We start from the raw sequence: 17,344 nt of genomic DNA, 5'->3' as shown, positions 1-17,344 counted from the left end.
TTTATGAATATCGCATTGATTGCCCATGATAAGAAAAAAGACGACCTCATTCGGTTTGCCGAAGCCTACAGACATATTCTCGAGCGTCATACTCTTTCAGCAACAGGAACCACCGGAGGAAGACTGCAGAAGGAAGCAGGCCTGCACGTAAAACAATATCAGTCCGGGCCGCTCGGGGGCGATCAGCAGATCGGGGCAAAAATAGCGGAACAGCAGGTGGACCTGGTGCTTTTTTTCCGGGACCCGTTAACTGCACAGCCTCATGAACCCGATATTACGGCCCTGATGAGGCTTGCTGACGTACATGGGGTGCCGCTGGCAACAAATATGGCTGCGGCTGAAGTGCTGATTAAAGGCCTGGAACACGGATTGTTTGCCTTTCGGGAGATTTTAAAGGAGTCCACAGATCAATATGACACATAAACGAACGCTTTTAACCGTGGGAGCCCATCCTGATGATATCGAAATCGGGATGGGCGGAACGGTAGCGCAGCACAGTAAAACCGACAATGTCTATATGCTTTCCCTGACAGAGGGGGACCTTTCATCCAACGGCACAGTGGAAACAAGGCAGCAGGAAGCAGAGCGTGCGGCGGAAATCCTCGGTGCCCAGCGGCTGCAGCTTACCTGGAGAGACCGGATGCTTACAGCAGTAACCCAGGAAGAGTACACGCAGCTTGTGCAGCTGATCCGCCGCATCCAGCCGGACACGATATTTGCCCCTTACTATATCGATCGGCATCCGGACCACGGCGATGCCGGGAATATCGTTAAGCGGGCTTTGTTTGATGCGGGGGTTAAGCTTTATCCGGGTGTGGATGAAAATGCCCACAAGGTGCCAGACATGTACTACTACATGATTAACGGCTACCACCGGCCGACCTTTTATGTGGATATCACCACGGCCGCCGGTTACAAAGAAGCGGCATTACGGGCGTATAAAAGCCAGTTTAATCCGGGAGAAGAGGCCACAAGTACGCCGCTTACGGATGGGTACCTCGAAACGATACAGGCAAGAGACCGACTATTCGGCAAAGAAACGGGAGTGACTTACGCGGAAGGGTTTATCGCAGAAACTCCGATGCTTTTTCAACAGGTGCCCGGCAAACAAGGAAGTGACTAAGCATGAAAATTGGAATAACGTGCTACCCGACGGTAGGAGGGTCGGGAGTGATTGCGACGGAGCTCGGCAAGCTGCTCGCTGAACAAGGCCATGAGATCCATTTCATCACCTCGGCCATCCCATATCGTTTAACCGAAACCTCACCGAATATTTATTACCACGAAGTTTCCGTGAATCAGTACGAAGTGTTTCAGTACCCGCCTTATTCATTAACACTCGCAAGTAAAATGGCGGAAGTGGTCAACCGGGAGCAGCTTGACGTGCTGCATGTGCATTACGCCGTACCTCACGCTGTCTGTGCGATTTTAGCCAGAGATATGACCGACCATCCTGTGAAAGTAGTAACAACGCTGCACGGCACTGACATTACCGTTCTCGGACATGATTCATCGCTTCGGGACATTATCCGCTACGCCATTCAGCGTTCGGATGAAGTAACGGCCGTGTCTGACGCTTTAGTTAACCAGACCCGGCATATGCTTGAAGTCGACCGTGATATTCATACAATATACAATTTCGTGGATGAACGGGTTTATGCCCCGAAAAAGGATAAAAAGGATTTAAAAAAAGCGTACAATATTGATGAGGACGAAAAAGTGCTTCTCCATGTCTCTAATTTTCGGCCGGTAAAAAGAGTGGTAGACGTTGTTCGCACATTTGCAGCAGTACAGACCGAAGTTTCCTGCAAGCTCGTCATGCTCGGGGACGGACCGGACCGGGAAAAGGCATGGGCCGAGGCAAAAAAACTAGGCGTTGACCAGGATGTGCTGTTCTTAGGCAATCAGCGGGAGGTCGCCGACTATTTGCATATTGCTGACCTGATGCTGCTTCTTTCCGAGAAAGAAAGCTTCGGACTCGCCGCGCTGGAAGCAATGGCGTGCGGAGTGCCAGTAATCGGCACGGATGTTGGAGGCATTCCTGAAGTAGTTTTTCATAATGAAACCGGCTATGTTGTGCCGCTCGGGGCTGTGGAACTAGCCGCCCAGCAGGCGGTGGAACTGCTACTTGATCCAGACAAAATGAAACGGTTTGAGCAGCGTTCGCTCGACGTGGTGGAAGAACATTTCTCCTCCTCACGCATCGTAACCCAATACGAAGAAGTGTACCGCCGGACCATGGGGGACGAATAATGAACGAAGGGCAGACGTGGGAAGAAGGGCTGCATATTATCAAGACGTTACGACGGCGCGGCATCGATGCCTACGTGGTAGGGGGAGCCGTGCGCGACGGGCTGATGAGCCGGGAGCCGAGTGATATAGATATAGCAGCCGCCGCGACTGTGAAGGAACTTTCGGTTATATTTCCGCACGCAGTGAAGCCGTCGGAAAAACACGGAACCCTGCTCGTGAAGAGTGGAAAGAATATCGTGGAGGTTACCCCATTCCGCGCAGGGGCAAAAACAATTGAAGAGGACCTGCAGCAGCGGGATTTTACATGTAACGCGATAGCAGCAGATGAACAGGGCATGGTAATAGATCCATTTAACGGCCGGAGAGACATCCGGCAGCAGGTGCTGCGCACGCCGGGCCCGGCTGAACAGACCTTTTCCCTTGATCCGCTTCGGGTTGTGCGGGCGTTTCGGTTTAGTTCGGTCCTCGGATTTTCGCTGGACCCGGGAGTCGAGCGGGCAGCAGAATCAGCTGCGGCTGGTCTTGCACATACCGCTGTGGAACGAATACGTGATGAAATTACCAGACTGCTTGAGGGCCAAAAGCGGCTGGACGCCCTGGAAAACATGAGGGAGCTGCGTCTGTTTTCGTATTTTCCGCAAGCAATACAAACGGTGTCCGCCTTTTTTTATCATTCGACGCTTGTACAATTCCCTGCTGGCAAAGAGGCTTCGTGGGCAGCTTTATTATACGCCCTGTATGGGCATAGAAGCTTGAACATGCTGCATGGATGGAGGTTTTCCAACCAGGCACGAAAACAGTGCCGCTGGCTGTTGGAACGGATCGACGTCCCCGCTTCCCCCGATACGTGGCTGCAGTGGCTGTATTATTTCGGGCCGCAGCAGGTGGCGGATCTTGAAGAACTTAAACAGTGGAAGTATTTTGCTTACCACCGACGCCCCAGGTCAGAATGGAAAAGAAAATGGGAAGGTCTTCCAATCCATTCCAGTCAGGAGCTTGCGCTTCCGCCGAAGACAATCGCTTTAATGCCGGCCTACAAGGGCACGGCGAAGATTGGAGAGGCAGTAGCATTATTGGAAAAGGCGGTTGTGAACGAAAAGGTAGAAAACAGTGAACAAAAGCTGTTAGCCTATTTGGAGGAAAAAGAACGATGAATAAAAACCGATTGCTGCAGCTGTTGATGGCTCACCAGGATCGCCCGGTGTCCGGGCAGGAAATCAGCGATGACCTGCAGGTGTCCCGTACTGCTGTATGGAAACAAATTGAAGAACTGCGGAAAAACGGGTACGAAATTGAAGCAGCGTCCCGGCGCGGATACCGGCTGGTGCGTATTCCCGACCGTGTCGGCACAGAAGAAATAATGCTTCATCTTACAACTGCACGTCTCGGCCGCCCGATTATTTATAAAGATACCGTTACCTCCACTCAGGAAATTGTGAGGGAAGAAGCTGAAAAAGGAGCCAAAGAAGGACTTATTGCGGTCGCGAATGAACAGATGCAGGGCCGCGGAAGACTTGGGCGCGTATGGCAGAGCAGGCCCGAACAAGGCATTTGGATGAGCCTGCTGCTTCGCCCGCAGGTGCCCCCGCGCTACGCTCCGCAGCTCACTCTGTTGTCAGCGGTAGCTCTTGCCGAGGCGCTTGACAGTTATCTGCCGGAGCCGACGACGATTAAATGGCCGAACGATATACGCATTCATAAAAGAAAAGTCGCAGGGATACTAACGGAAATGCAGGCAGACATGGATGAAGTACAGACGGTCATTGTCGGCATGGGTATTAATGTGAATCAAAACGACGGGGATTTCACTGAAGAACTTGCTGAAAAAGCTGGCTCTATCCGTCAGTACGCAGGTGTCCGCCAGAGCCGTCCGCAGGTTATCGCTTCTATCTTAAAAAGCTACGAGACCTGGTATAATGAATACTTAACGAATGGATTTGGTGCAGTCAAAGCAGCCTGGACCGCCAAGGCTGATACTCTGGGCAGCTTTATCCAGGTAGAGACGTCCAGGCAGACAGTAGAAGGAAAAGCTCTTCGTATAACGGAGGAAGGGGCACTGCAGGTTCAAAGGTCAGACGGAAACACCCAGACGGTGCACAGCGGCGAAATTTTGGATGATCCGCCGTCCGGGTAACGGAAGAAAGGAGGCAGGCAGATGGGACAAAAATATGTAGTCATAGATGTAGAAACGACCGGCACTTCTCCAAGAAAAGGAGCAAAAATAATTGAAATCGGCGCAGTGCTGATGGAGGATGAACAAGTGCTTGACACTCTTTCGACCTTTATCCAGCCGCATATGCCGATTCCTCCTTTTATCCAGCAGTTTACGGGCATTCATGACCAGGATGTAGAGCACGCCCCCGAGTTTTACGAAGTAGCTCCCACCTTAACTGCCTGGCTCGAGGATGCCGCCTTTGTCGGACACAACGTGCAGTTTGATCTGGCATTTATCAATGCCGGCATGCAGGAAGCGGGATTCCCGCTGTTTCAGGGAGCCGTAGTGGATACGGTGGAGTGTGCGAGACTGGCCTATCCCGAAGCTCCGGGGTTCCGGCTGTCGCAGATCACGTCGTGGCTGGACCTCGACCATGATCGTCCACACCGGGCGGACAGTGACGCCCTCGTCACGGCGGAACTGTGGATATCCATCCGTAAAAAACTTGCTATGCTTCCGAAGGCTGTGCTCCACCATCTGGACCGGCTGGCTGGCTTTCTGCACAGTGATCTCCACCGGTATATTGAACGCTGCATTGCAAAAGCACCGCAGCAGCTTCCCTACGATTTAGAGGAAAACCACGGCATTGTGTTCCGTAAAGAGCTTCCAGCGGATAAGCCGGAGCAGAGAAGCGTATCGCTTAAGGAAACCCTCAGCAAAGGCCATGCTAAACGAAGCGGTTGGGAACGCTTTGAGGAGCGCCCGGGGCAGCTGGAGATGGCTGAAATGGTCTATGCTTCGTTTAAGGAGCGGTCTCATGCTGTCATAGAAGCCGGCACCGGCCTGGGGAAAACGCTAGCTTATTTGCTTCCGGCAGTAAAATACCATCGTACATATAACCAAAAAATCTTAATTTCCACTCAGACACTTACCCTGCAGGAGCAGCTGATGAATGAGGACCTGCCGTTGCTCGAGCGGCTCATTGACGACCGGATCTCTGTGGCAGTTTTAAAAGGCCGGAGCAACTATATCTCTCTTCAGCGGTTTGAAAAATGGCTGCAGCACCGCCAATTTTCGCTCGAAGAAGCGCTTGGCCTCGGCCAGGTGCTGGTATGGCTGACGGAAACCAGGCACGGGGATCTGGATGAAATAAATATGGCCGGCGGCCGCAGAAATGCCCTGTGGGAAAGTCTGCGTCAAAACCATTACCAGGAGGAGCATGCCCAAAGAGGATGGGAGGCGTTTTGCTTTTATGCACGGGCCCGCCGCAAAGCTGAATATGCTGATATTGTCGTTACCAATCATGCGATGCTTTTAAGCGACATATACCAGGGAAAGAATTTATTTGCCGCCTACCCTTATGTGATTATTGATGAAGCGCATCATCTGCCGGACACGGCAGGAAAATATGCAGGCAGAGCCGTGCACTATACAAAAGCGAACCGCCTGCTCCGCAGATTTGGCCTGGATACGAAGCAGAGTGTGGTACGGCCGCTCATTTGGTTTGGCGAAGAAGCCGGAATCACGTTTGAGTCAGGCTGGTACCAGGAACGCGAGGATAACCACGCGGTGCTCATGTATGAATGTGACGAACTGTTCCGCCTTCTCACCCGCTGGTGCCGCACGTCTTCCGGCCGTCGTCGTTCGGAGGTGGGCAGATACAGCCAGCGCTTTATTCCCGGCGGAGAAGCGGGTCCGGTATGGGAACAGGTGGAGGAAGCCGGCCGTCGTTTTCTCGCCCTGCTGGAACAGGAATTCAAGGAATGGCAAACGTTTGAGAAAGTGTGGGAAACCCAGCCATCAGCTAAAAGTTTTGTAAATGAACTTGCTGAACTAAATGCATATATGGAACAGCTGGACGGGCTTGGGGACAATCTGTTTCACCTGCTGTTTGAACGGGAGCCTGAGCATGTGTACTGGGTGGAAGCAGAGCAGAGCGGCGCCAAAAATGCCGCGTACGTTTATGCCCGCCCAATGGAAGTGGCATCGGAGCTGAGTGAACAGCTGTTTATGAGAAAAGACAGCGTGGTGCTTACGTCCGGTTCCCTGGCGGTTAATGGCTCGTTTGATTACATGAAATCAAAAATGGGGTTGAATGATTTCCTGCCACAAACAAGCCTGATCGCTTCTCCTTACCATTACGCGTCCCAGACACAGCTGCTCGTTCCAAAAGACATTTCCGGGGTGAACGACAAACACGCAGACTTTGAGCTGGAAGCGGCTGAATATATTTTCCATGCTGTTAATATTACGGAAGGTAAAACAATGGTGCTGTTTACTTCGTTTAATATGCTTAAACAGGTGTATCATCAGCTCAAGGAATGGACGGAAGAATCGACATTGAGTGTTATCGGGCAAGGGATTACAAGCGGCACCCATGCCAAGCTGACCAAGCTGTTTCAACAGCAGGACAATGCTCTTTTACTTGGGACCAATGCCTTCTGGGAGGGTGTCGATATCCCCGGTGAAAAGCTGCAGCATGTAATTATTGTGCGCCTGCCGTTTTCCCCGCCCACAGACCCCGTCTACGAAGCTGTGTCGGATAAATTGCAGCGCGAAGGAAAAAGGTCATTTTATACAGAGGCCCTGCCGCATGCTGTGCTCCGGTTCAAGCAGGGATTTGGCCGCCTGATCCGCCATTCTGATGACCGGGGCGTAGTAACGGTCCTTGATAAAAGGATTATGGAGGCTTCCTACGGCTCCTCATTCATTGACTCGATTCCCCGCACCAATACGTATTATGAACCGATGTATGCGGTGCTGGACCGTATCGCTGATTTTTTTGAAGAAGCAAAAAAACGTTAAAAGGAGTGCAGAAATGGAACACTTTGTAATCGAGCATGTTTACCCAATCCCAAATGCACGCGGCGTCCGGGCGGTCAAAAGCCATATTGAAGTGAAGAACGGCACAATCATTACTGTAGCCCCGGGAGACTACCAGAATAGGGAAAGCGGCGCTATTATTCTGGATGGCCGGGGCAAATGGCTGAGCCCGGGTCTGTACAACACCCACGGCCATACCCCGATGACAATGATGCGGGGGGTTTCGGATGACGTGGTGCTCCAGGAATGGCTGAACAACCATGTGTGGCCAAGAGAGCGCCTGTTTACCAGCGAAACAGCGAAGGCCGGCACAGAGCTTGCTCTCGCGGAAATGATCCGCACTGGCACGACTGGCTTCCTCGACATGTACCATATGGGCATGCAAAACACATATGAACTCGTGAAAAGCTCGGGCATCAAGTCAATGATTTCTAAGGGCATGATGAGTATTGGAACGCCGGAGGAGCAGAGCGAAAAGCTTGCAGCGGCCGCCCGTGACTTAAACGAGTGGGAGCAGGATTCAAGCGGAAGAATAACAGGGATGCTTTTCCCACACGCACCGTATACATGCACACCGGACTTTTTGGAAAAAATTGTTGATGCGGGGCACCGCTACAATTTGCCGCTTGGTATTCATCTTGAGGAAACGGCCAGGGAAGTGGCAGATTATCAGCGCGATTATGGCATGACTCCGGCCAGGAAATTAAAGGAGATTGGATTTTATTCACGCCCGGCGATGCTTACGCACGTCGTGCATGCGACAGATGAGGATCTCGACGACATGAGCGTGCCGGAAGTGACTATTTCCTACAATCCAATGAGCAATGCCAAGCTTGGCTCAGGTATTGCTCGTGTTCCGGAAATGCTAAAACGCGGCCTAAGGGTGACAATTGGCACGGACAGTGCTGTTTCCAACAACAACCTTGACATGTTTGAAGAGCTCCGCCTGGGCGCTTTGATGCAGAAAGTTGCCTTTCAGGATCCCAGTTCAATAGAAACAGAAGCGGTCTGGAAGATGGCAACAGAGAACGGTGCAGCATCGATGGGATTTGACAACAGCGGCAAGCTGGAATCAGGAGCTGCAGCCGACTTTATTCTACTCGACAGTGCATCATTTGCGCTCCAGCCGTATGATAATATTTTATCGCACCTAGTGTACGCGGCCTCCGGCAGAGATGTCACTGACAGCTTTGTGAACGGCAGACAGCTGATGAAAGACGGCGAACTTCTGACGCTCGATGAAGAAAAAATTAACGCCGAGGCCAACCGCCATTACCGTAAATTAAATGAAGCGTACTTATAGTACGCCGGGCGAGGTGAAATAATGGGAAACGAACAGCTTGAGGTCGTCGCCTCTGTAAAAATCGAAGCGTCGTCGGATCTGTATAAAATTGTTGATACACTAAATCGCACGTTAAAGCAGGAGGAATTAATGTTCGGCCTTTCTCTTGATAAGGAAAACGAAGAGCAGATGGTGTTTACCATTTACCGCACATAGGGGGAGATGTCGTGAAAAACTGGATGACGCTTGCAGCCTTTCTGGTTGTTTTTCTGGTGGTAGTCGGCCTTGTCGTCGGCTATTTTCAGGCCCGGGCGCCGCTTGCTGATGACAAGGAGCGTGCAGAAACGCTGGCACTTGAAGAAAATAATGTTGCCGAAGTACAGAATACATTTATTTATAACGGCAAACAGCCGGTAAAAACAGTGCGCGTCGAAACTAATGACGGCAGCAGGGATTGGCTGTTTTTCCACGACGGGGAATTGCTCGAACGCCTGGCCGCTGCTGATACGTTGAGTATGCAGGAAGCTGAGGAGCGTATAGTGGAAATAGAGGGGATTGACGCTGTACGGAAGGTGACGCCCGGCTACGAAGACGACCGTCCGGTATACGAAGGCAAATACCGGACGGAAAACCAGCAGCATTATGTGTACATTGATATGGAAACGGGAGAATTTGTGAAAAGCTTCAGCCTGGACCGGGGCTAAGTACGCTAAACCACGCTTGAACTCCTTTTCGCTTTTCTTTACACTAACTATGGATAGATTGAGCACGGAAATTATTGAGGAGGAAAAAGTATGGAATTGTCCCAACGAGTGAAAGAAATTACCCCTTCATCAACTCTGGCGATTACAGCCAAAGCCAATGAATTAAAAGCTGCCGGCCAGGACGTTATCGGCCTTGGCGCCGGAGAGCCGGATTTTAATACCCCGCAGTACGTAATAGATGCAGCGGTGCGCTCCATGCAGGAAGGAAAAACGAAATACACCCCTTCCGGCGGTCTGCCGGAATTAAAGGATGCAGTGATTCAAAAATTCAAGCAGGATCAGGGACTTGAGTACTCCCGCGACGAAATCATCGTTGGAACCGGCGCCAAGCATATTCTGTTTACACTGTTTCAAACCATTCTTGATCCGGAAGATGAAGTGATTATTCCAACGCCTTACTGGGTCAGCTATCCGGAGCAGGTTAAGCTTGCCGGCGGGCGGCCGGTATTTGTCGACGGCAAGGAAGAAAACCAGTTCAAAATCCTTCCGGAGCAGCTGCGCGAGGCAGTAACGAGCAAAACGAAAGCCGTCATTATTAATTCACCGAGCAATCCGACTGGCACGATGTACAGCCGGGAGGAACTCGAGGCCCTGGGAGAAGCAGCAAAAGCCGAAGATCTGCTGATCGTTTCCGATGAAATTTATGAAAAACTGATTTACGGAGACAAGCAGCATACATCCATCGCAGAGCTTTCCCCGGAATTAAAAGAGCAGACTATTGTCGTTAACGGCGTTTCTAAATCCCATTCGATGACCGGGTGGAGAATCGGCTACGCAGCCGGCAATCGTGCGATTGTCAAGGCAATGACGAGCCTTGCGAGCCATTCAACGTCTAACCCGACAACGAATGCCCAGTACGGAGCGATCGCCGCCTATACGCAAGACGACGGTGCTGTAGAAACGATGCGCCAGGCATTCAGCGAACGGCTGAACACGATTTACGACAAGCTCGTCTCTATCCCGGGAATTACCTGCGTGAAGCCGGAAGGCGCCTTTTATTTATTTCCAAATGTTGAAAAAGCAGCCAGCTCATATAAAGACGTAGACGAATGGGTGAAGGCACTGTTGGAAGAAGAAAACGTGGCGGTTGTTCCAGGCAGCGGATTTGGTTCTCCGCAAAACGTGAGGCTCTCCTACGCTACGTCCCTGGGACAGCTGGAAGAAGCAGTGGCAAGAATACGCCGTTTCGTAGAAAAATAATTTAATGAGTATAAACAGGACGAACCGGAGGGACTAACGTGAAAGTAACCATTGAACGTTTAAATCAATATATCGGCCAGGAGGTAAGGTTTGGCGCCTGGCTGGCCAATAAGCGCTCCAGCGGCAAAATCGCATTTTTACAGCTGCGGGACGGCACCGGCTTTGTGCAGGGTGTTATCGTAAAAAATGAAGTCGGGGAAGAGCTGTTCGCCCAGGCCAAAAACCTTCCTCAGGAAAGCTCGTTGTATGTGGACGGTGCGGTGAAAGAAGATGATCGTTCCCCAACCGGCGTGGAGCTTCAGGTGACCGGCTTCGAGGTTATCCAGGAAGCAGAACCTTACCCGATTACCCCGAAAGAGCATGGGACAGAATTTTTGATGGATCACCGTCACCTTTGGATGCGCTCGAGCAAGCAGCACGCGCTTTTGCGTATACGTGATGAAATTATTCAGGCAACCTACGCTTTTTTCCGGGAAAATCAGTTTATTAAAGTCGATCCCCCAATTTTGACAGGAAGCTCGGCGGAGGGGACAACATCACTTTTTCATACGAAGTACTTTGATGAAGACGCGTACCTGTCCCAGTCCGGCCAACTGTATATGGAGGCTGCGGCTCTCGCTTTTCAGCGTGTGTTTTCATTTGGCCCGACATTCCGTGCGGAAAAATCAAAAACCCGAAGGCACTTGATTGAATTTTGGATGATTGAGCCCGAAATGGCTTTTTGTGATCATAACGAGAGCCTGGAAATTCAGGAGCAGTACGTCTCCCATGTCGTGCAGGCGGTGCTTGCCAACTGCCGACAGGAGCTGACTACGCTGGAGCGCGACACATCCAAGCTAGAAGCCATTCAGGCGCCTTTTCCGCGCATCACGTACGATAAAGCGATTGAAATGCTGCAGGAAGCAGGTTATGAAGTAAGCTGGGGCGAGGATTTTGGTGCGCCTCATGAGACGTATATAGCAGAGCAGTTTCAAAAGCCGGTATTTATTACTAATTACCCGCTCGGCATCAAGGCCTTTTACATGAAGCCGGACCCGGATTATCCAGAAACCGCGCTCTGTGCCGACCTGATTGCTCCGGAAGGCTACGGGGAAATTATTGGCGGCAGCCAGCGTATTGACGACCCAGAGCTTATGAAACGGCGGTACGAAGAACACAACCTGTCGGAGGAAGCCTATGGCTGGTATCTGGATTTAAGAAAATACGGCACCGTGCCGCACTCCGGATTCGGTCTCGGACTTGAACGTACAGTCGGCTGGATTGCAGGCACTGAACATGTCCGGGAAACCATACCGTTTCCGCGTTTGTTGAACAGGCTGTACCCATAAGAGAAAAAGCCCCCGTCCCGGGGGTTTTCCTTTATGCACTTTGCCGACGGCCGGCCGGGTGAAGAGGAGGACAAACAGATGAACAAGGATAAAGAAATAGAAGCACTGATGCATGGTCATCTTTCCATTCCAGTAATTATTCTGGACAAATATCATCAGGTGGGGCTGAATGAAAAAGAAGCAATGATGCTCCTGCATATCTACCGTTTTGGCCAAAACAACGTGCCGCTACCAACACCGAAGGAACTGGCAGAGAAAATGAGCATGGATGAAAATGAATGCGCCGGCTGCCTGCGCTCAATGATTAAGCGGAACCTGCTGCAGATTGACGAATACGAACGCGAGGCAGTGCGCCAGGAATCATATTCGCTCTACCCTTTTTTCCGCCAGGCTCTTACGGCTGAAGTTCCGTCCAGTGAAGGGGAGCAGATCGAAGAGCAGCATCTGTTTCAAAACATTGAGCAGGAATTTTCCCGGCCGCTCTCCCCAATGGAATGGGAAACGATTAATGTCTGGCTCGATCAGGATCATTATTCGCCGGATATGATTCAGATTGCGCTGAAAGAAGCGGTCATGAATCAGAAATTCAGCCTTCGCTACATGGACAGGATGCTGCACGAGTGGAAACGCAAAGGCATTCAAACCAAAGAAGACGCTAAAGCGCAGACCGAACAGTTTAAACAAAAAGGCGGAAGGCGTACGCAGGCGGCCCAGTCGGAAAAACTGCCCGAATACCCTAATATTAACTGGCTGGATAAAGAGTAGAGGAGAAAAAAATGGCATTGACGAATAAAGATTTACAAGTTGTGGTTGAACGGATCGAGCACATGTTTCCGGAGGCGGAATGTGAACTGAATCACCGCAACCCGTTTGAACTGCTGGTAGCGGTCGTGCTCTCCGCCCAGGCGACTGATGCGCTGGTAAACAGAGTCACTCCCGGCCTGTTTGAACAGTACAGCTCTCCGGAAGATTTTGCCCATGCTCCACTTGAGGATATTGAACAGGCGATTCGTTCCATTGGACTTTATCGTAACAAAGCAAAAAATTTAAAAAAGCTTTCAGCCTCTCTTCTCGAGTTACATGACGGGCGTGTCCCGGAAACGCAGGAAGAGCTGGTTGGACTTGCCGGCGTCGGAAGAAAAACGGCGAACGTGGTAGCATCGGTAGCCTTCGGGGTGCCGGCCATTGCAGTGGATACACACGTGGAGCGGGTGGCCAAACGTTTAGGCATATGCAGATGGAAAGACAACGTTACCCAGGTAGAGCAGACATTAATGAAGCGGCTGCCAAAGGAAAAGTGGTCACAGATGCACCACCAGCTTATTTTTTTCGGCCGCTATCACTGCAAGTCCCAGGCCCCACAGTGTCCGTCCTGTCCAGTGCTTGAGTACTGCAGGGAAGGACAAAAACGGATGCGGAAAGAAGGTGCAGCATGGTGAACATACAAATTCCAGCGTCATTTCAGCACGAAATTTTTTATACCGTAACGCAAATCGAAGCAGACGAAACGGAAGGGCAGCAGATATTAGCGCTTCGTTACCCGTTCTGGTATGAGATTGCTTATGAAAATGGACTGGCCGGTACTCCGCCGTGGCAGGAAAACATTAACCAGCATATCAAAACATTTATACAGTGGTGGGAAGAGCATCTGCCTTTCTTGGATGAATGCTGGGACGAAAGAGACAAGGAAAAGGCGGCTCCCTACATGAGACGCGGGCTCGCCCACTGGCTGTGCATGCTGTTTTGGATGAACGAGCGGCCGGTGCCTTCTGCGGAGCCGGAAGAATTGATCGCAGAAAGCAGAAAGCTCGCCCATAAGCCGATCAACGTAGAGGAAAGGCTCAGCTTTCTGCTTGAGTATCCGAATTATTTTCATTCCTACCTGCAGCTGAAGGAGCTGTATACAGAAGTGAAGAAAAAAGAAGCGCTGGCAAAACGATCCCGAAATCACGAATGATAAAGGAGTAAAATATGGCATATACGAGCGGTTGGGAACAACAATGGCTGCAGACAGACGTACAATTGGATCCGGCAGAAACCGCCATGCTTAAAGAGGTGCAGGAAAAGATTGAGCGCCCTTATTTTGAAGCTGCGTTTTGCGGGCATTTTTCAGCTGGGAAGTCGACTGTATTAAACGGCCTGCTTCAAAACGAACTGCTGCCCGCAAGTCCGATTCCAACAAGCGCCAATATTATATCGATTGAAAACGGGGAGCTTGGTCTTGAAGTTGAGACGCGCGAAGGTCAAATCCAAGCCTGGGAAGACGATATTCCGTGGGGGCAGGTGCAAAAGTGGGGACGGGATGGAGCGGATATCCGTTCTATCCGTATGCGGGCCCCCCTGCCGTTTTTAGGGCCTCACAGCCGGATGGTGGACACCCCGGGAGTGGATTCGACGGATCCACTGCACCAGGCAGTGACAATGGAGAGACTGCTGGCCACCGACGCTGTTATTTATGTTACAGACTATAACCATGCTCAGTCGGAAACAAACATCCGGTTTTTGCAGCAGCTGACGGCAGAGGGCAAACCGATTATTTTTGTTGTCAACCAGATGGACAAGCACCGGGAAGAAGAAATAACGCTGCGGGCGTACCGCAACCAGATTGCCGCAACGCTTGAACGTAATCAGGTGCACGTGCTTGCGACGTATTATATTTCTATGCGCGAGGAGCAGTACCCGGATAACGAGCTGGAGACGTTTGCCGCCCACGTGCGAAGCCTCCTGTATCACGGAAGCGAACTGCTCGAACGAAGTGAGGAACGGATGCGCCAGACCGTGCTGTCACGAATCCGCGACAGGCTGCGGGAGGAACAGCAGACAGCCCTTGAAGACTGGCAGGAACGGACAGAGCACGCCGGAATTCCTGCACAGCTTATTGACGATAGCGCTCAGCCTGACAGTGAAGAAAGATGGAACGAGTGGTTCAGGGAATGGAAACGAACACTGGACCAGGCACATTTGTTTCCAGCATCCACTGTAGATAAAGCAAGAGACTGGCTTGAAAGCTGGCAGCCCGGATTCAAAGCAGGGTCCTTGTTTAATAAAAAACGGAAAACGGAACAAGCCAGAGAGGAGCGGGCAGAAGCACTGCTGGCAGATATAAATGAGAACATTAAAGCGTCACTGACGTTTCACGTGCGTGAACTGCTGCAGCCTGAGAAGCAGGACGCTTCTTCCTATAGCGCTGCTTTTACAGATCGTGTGCAGGAGATTGATGTTCAACTCGGACGTAAAGACCTGGAAGTGTTTATCCCGGATGGGGAAACGGGAAGGCAGTATGTATTTCAAGTGACCGATCAGCTCGCCGCTTTAATTACCCGGCGCTTTAAAGATCAGGCGGAGGCACTGCTCGAAGAAAAAGAACGGGTGCTTACCTCAACTGCAGGCCCGGTATTGTCGGAAGAGGAGCAAACGAAACTAAATGAACTGCAAAACGGCTGGCAAGAGGAAAAAGAACGGCTGAATCAGGAAATCACCCGGCTCGAACGCCAGATGGAAAGCGTAGCCTCCCGGCGGGAATGGGAGCAGGAAATCCGGCAGATGATGAGCGAAGAGGCGCCTTTCGATGTTCCGGAAATTATTATATCGCAGAAGGAAGAAACGACAGAAGAACAGGAAAGTATTTCTCCAGTGCAAAAGGAACTTCCTTCGTACAAAGAAGAAATTCAGATGGTGGAAGCATTCGCAGCCGATTCTTCTGATTCTCCGTTAATTGAAGAAGAAAAGAAGCATTTGCAGCGTCTATGTGAGAATCTGCAGCACCAGGAGCTTCATGTTTCAGTGTTTGGCGCTTTCAGTGCGGGTAAATCGAGCTTTATCAACGCGCTTCTTGGCGCTCCGGCGCTCCCCGTATCACCGCATCCGACAACGGCTGCTGTAAATATTGTCCGTGCGCCGGAGAATGATTACACTCATGGCACGGTTATTCTGCAGCTGAAAGATGAAGATTTTCTGGACGAGGAAATCCAGGCTGTATCAAAAGAGCTTGGGGAACAGTATTCGCTTGCCTCCATTCAAAAATGGAAAAAGCCAAACCGGACCCGCGACGCCCGGATGGAAACATACAGTCAGTATATGTACACCCTGCAGGAAAGCATCAAAAAACATCATTCCTCGCTCGGCGAAATTCGTACCATCGATATGGAGGACTGGAGCTCCTGGGTGGCGGATGAACAAAAAGCATGTCTCGTCAAACAGGTAACGCTTTATTATGAGAGCTACTGGACGAACCGGGGACTTGTATTAACCGACACGCCAGGGGTTAATTCCATCCACGGGCGCCATACCAATGTCGCGTTTGATCATTTACGCCAGTCGGATGCTATTTTTTACGTTACGTACTTCAATCATGCATTCTCAGATGCCGATGAACGATTTATCCAGCAGCTTTCGCGGGCAAATGAGGAATTTGAACAAAATAAACTGTACTTCCTGATCAATGCCGCCGACTTGGCAAGAGATGACAATGAGCGCCGGCAGGTCGTCAATCATGTGCGCGGACAGCTGCGCCGGAATGGATTTGAGGCCCCGTTTCTGCTGCCTGTTTCAAGCCAGCGCGGCCTGGAGGCAAAACAGCAGGGCGAAGAAGACGAGATGTTTTCAGCCTTTGAAAATTATTTGTCCGGACAGATCTGGCAGGAGCTGCTTGTGGTGCAACAGCAGTATGTCGTCGAGCAGGCGCTCAATTTAAAAGAACAGCTCGAGCGGGCGTTGCAGGTACAAAAGCACGATGCAAAAAGTGTCGCTGCAGAAGCAGAACGGCTAAAGCAAAAGCTTCAGCAGTACAAAGAAGTCCCGGAGCGCTTTCATATGGAGCGTTTGCGAAAAGAGCTCGCCTCAGACACCGAAGAGCGGCTGATTCATGTGCGTAAGCGTCTCTATCTATTTTATCAGGACTACTTTAACAAAGCCGTGAACCCAGTTACTATCGACGGGGCTACCCGGAAAGAACAGCGAAGGCAGCTGGCCGGACGGCTGACTGAAATTAAAGAGGAGCTGCTGGTGCAGGCCGGCCAGGAAAGAGAAACAGCGTTTATCCGTCTTGAAGAATTAATGAAGCGGCAGTTGAAGCAGGAAATAGAAGAACAGTACAGAAACGTCCGGGAAGATTTCCCAATGTTTCAGGTTCCCGATGCCAGCCGCTCTTTTATTCCGAAAGCAGAAAAAACGCTCGGTATCGAGGTGGAGCCTAAAGCATTTGAAACGTATTTTCGCTCAGCAAAGGATTTCTTTGTGCATCAGGAAATAAAAAACCTGAAAGAGGTCTACGGAGAAGAAGTTCAAAATGAAGCAGCAAAAGTAACGAAAGAAATAGTCCAGGAGCTTGAAGAAAACATTGAAGCCGGCATCGGGGCGGCCTCTGAATATATTTATGCTGAACACAGCCAGGCTCTCAATAGGGAATTCGAGCGACTGTCCACATGGTATGACCAGAGCTATTACACCGTGCTGCAGGCAGAATGGGAAAAACTTGCGCCGTTGGTTAAAAGAGAAAATGAGGTTCATATATAAAAGAAACCGCACAGCCCACAAGGCG

General features: G+C 50.9%; 15 protein-coding genes. All 15 read left to right on the top strand.

Going from position 1 to position 17,344, the window contains the following annotated elements; translation table 11 throughout:
• Positions 1 to 3 precede the first annotated feature (3 nt).
• The 15 genes from mgsA (at position 4) to B5066_RS14215 (ending at position 17,319) form a co-directional block, all read left to right on the top strand.
• Positions 4 to 423, top strand: a complete 420-nt coding sequence (mgsA, locus tag B5066_RS14285; protein ID WP_079476572.1) for a methylglyoxal synthase — start codon at positions 4 to 6, stop codon at positions 421 to 423.
• Entirely contained in the window at positions 413 to 1,123 is a 711-nt protein-coding gene (bshB1, locus tag B5066_RS14280) for a bacillithiol biosynthesis deacetylase BshB1 (protein ID WP_079476571.1), read from the top strand. The genes mgsA and bshB1 overlap by 11 nt, the downstream gene beginning before the upstream one ends.
• A gap of 2 nt (positions 1,124 to 1,125) precedes the next feature.
• Positions 1,126 to 2,253, top strand: a complete 1,128-nt coding sequence (gene bshA / locus B5066_RS14275; RefSeq protein WP_079476570.1) for an N-acetyl-alpha-D-glucosaminyl L-malate synthase BshA — start codon at positions 1,126 to 1,128, stop codon at positions 2,251 to 2,253.
• A complete protein-coding gene (locus B5066_RS14270; RefSeq protein ID WP_079476569.1) occupies positions 2,253 to 3,407 on the top strand; it encodes a tRNA nucleotidyltransferase/poly(A) polymerase-related protein in 1,155 nt (384 codons plus the stop codon). The genes bshA and B5066_RS14270 overlap by 1 nt, the downstream gene beginning before the upstream one ends.
• Complete coding sequence (locus B5066_RS14265) at positions 3,404 to 4,387, top strand: biotin--[acetyl-CoA-carboxylase] ligase (protein ID WP_079476568.1); 984 nt, start codon at positions 3,404 to 3,406, stop codon at positions 4,385 to 4,387. Before B5066_RS14270 ends, B5066_RS14265 begins: the two co-directional genes overlap by 4 nt.
• A 21-nt stretch (positions 4,388 to 4,408) precedes the next feature.
• Entirely contained in the window at positions 4,409 to 7,213 is a 2,805-nt protein-coding gene (gene dinG / locus B5066_RS14260; RefSeq protein WP_079476567.1) for an ATP-dependent DNA helicase DinG, read from the top strand.
• Positions 7,214 to 7,226: 13 nt separating this feature from the next.
• Complete coding sequence (locus tag B5066_RS14255; RefSeq protein WP_179124125.1) at positions 7,227 to 8,534, top strand: amidohydrolase; 1,308 nt, start codon at positions 7,227 to 7,229, stop codon at positions 8,532 to 8,534.
• 21 nt (positions 8,535 to 8,555) lie between these two features.
• The gene (locus B5066_RS14250; protein WP_022792243.1) at positions 8,556 to 8,729 is read left to right on the top strand and encodes a YpmA family protein; all 174 of its coding nucleotides are present in this window, start codon (positions 8,556 to 8,558) and stop codon (positions 8,727 to 8,729) included.
• A gap of 11 nt (positions 8,730 to 8,740) precedes the next feature.
• Complete coding sequence (locus B5066_RS14245; protein ID WP_079476565.1) at positions 8,741 to 9,217, top strand: PepSY domain-containing protein; 477 nt, start codon at positions 8,741 to 8,743, stop codon at positions 9,215 to 9,217.
• 90 nt (positions 9,218 to 9,307) lie between these two features.
• On the top strand, positions 9,308 to 10,477 hold the full coding sequence (locus tag B5066_RS14240) for a pyridoxal phosphate-dependent aminotransferase (RefSeq protein WP_079476564.1): 1,170 nt from the start codon (positions 9,308 to 9,310) through the stop codon (positions 10,475 to 10,477).
• A 38-nt stretch (positions 10,478 to 10,515) separates the two neighbouring features.
• Positions 10,516 to 11,805: an asparagine--tRNA ligase gene (gene asnS, locus B5066_RS14235; RefSeq protein ID WP_079476563.1), complete on the top strand. Its 1,290-nt coding sequence runs from the start codon at positions 10,516 to 10,518 to the stop codon at positions 11,803 to 11,805.
• Between the two features lie 78 nt (positions 11,806 to 11,883).
• On the top strand, positions 11,884 to 12,570 hold the full coding sequence (locus B5066_RS14230; RefSeq protein ID WP_179124124.1) for a DnaD domain protein: 687 nt from the start codon (positions 11,884 to 11,886) through the stop codon (positions 12,568 to 12,570).
• Between the two features lie 11 nt (positions 12,571 to 12,581).
• Positions 12,582 to 13,244, top strand: a complete 663-nt coding sequence (gene nth / locus B5066_RS14225) for an endonuclease III (RefSeq protein WP_079476561.1) — start codon at positions 12,582 to 12,584, stop codon at positions 13,242 to 13,244.
• Positions 13,238 to 13,762 carry a YpoC family protein gene (locus tag B5066_RS14220; protein ID WP_079476560.1) on the top strand — a complete coding sequence of 175 codons (525 nt, stop codon included), beginning with the start codon at positions 13,238 to 13,240 and terminating at the stop codon, positions 13,760 to 13,762. Before nth ends, B5066_RS14220 begins: the two co-directional genes overlap by 7 nt.
• A 14-nt stretch (positions 13,763 to 13,776) precedes the next feature.
• Complete coding sequence (locus B5066_RS14215) at positions 13,777 to 17,319, top strand: dynamin family protein (protein ID WP_079476559.1); 3,543 nt, start codon at positions 13,777 to 13,779, stop codon at positions 17,317 to 17,319.
• The last annotated feature ends 25 nt before the right edge of the window (positions 17,320 to 17,344 follow it).

Origin of the sequence: Marinococcus halophilus (genome assembly GCF_900166605.1) — a bacterium.
Classification (GTDB): domain Bacteria; phylum Bacillota; class Bacilli; order Bacillales; family Marinococcaceae; genus Marinococcus; species Marinococcus halophilus.
This window is presented reverse-complemented; position numbering and strand designations above follow the sequence as displayed.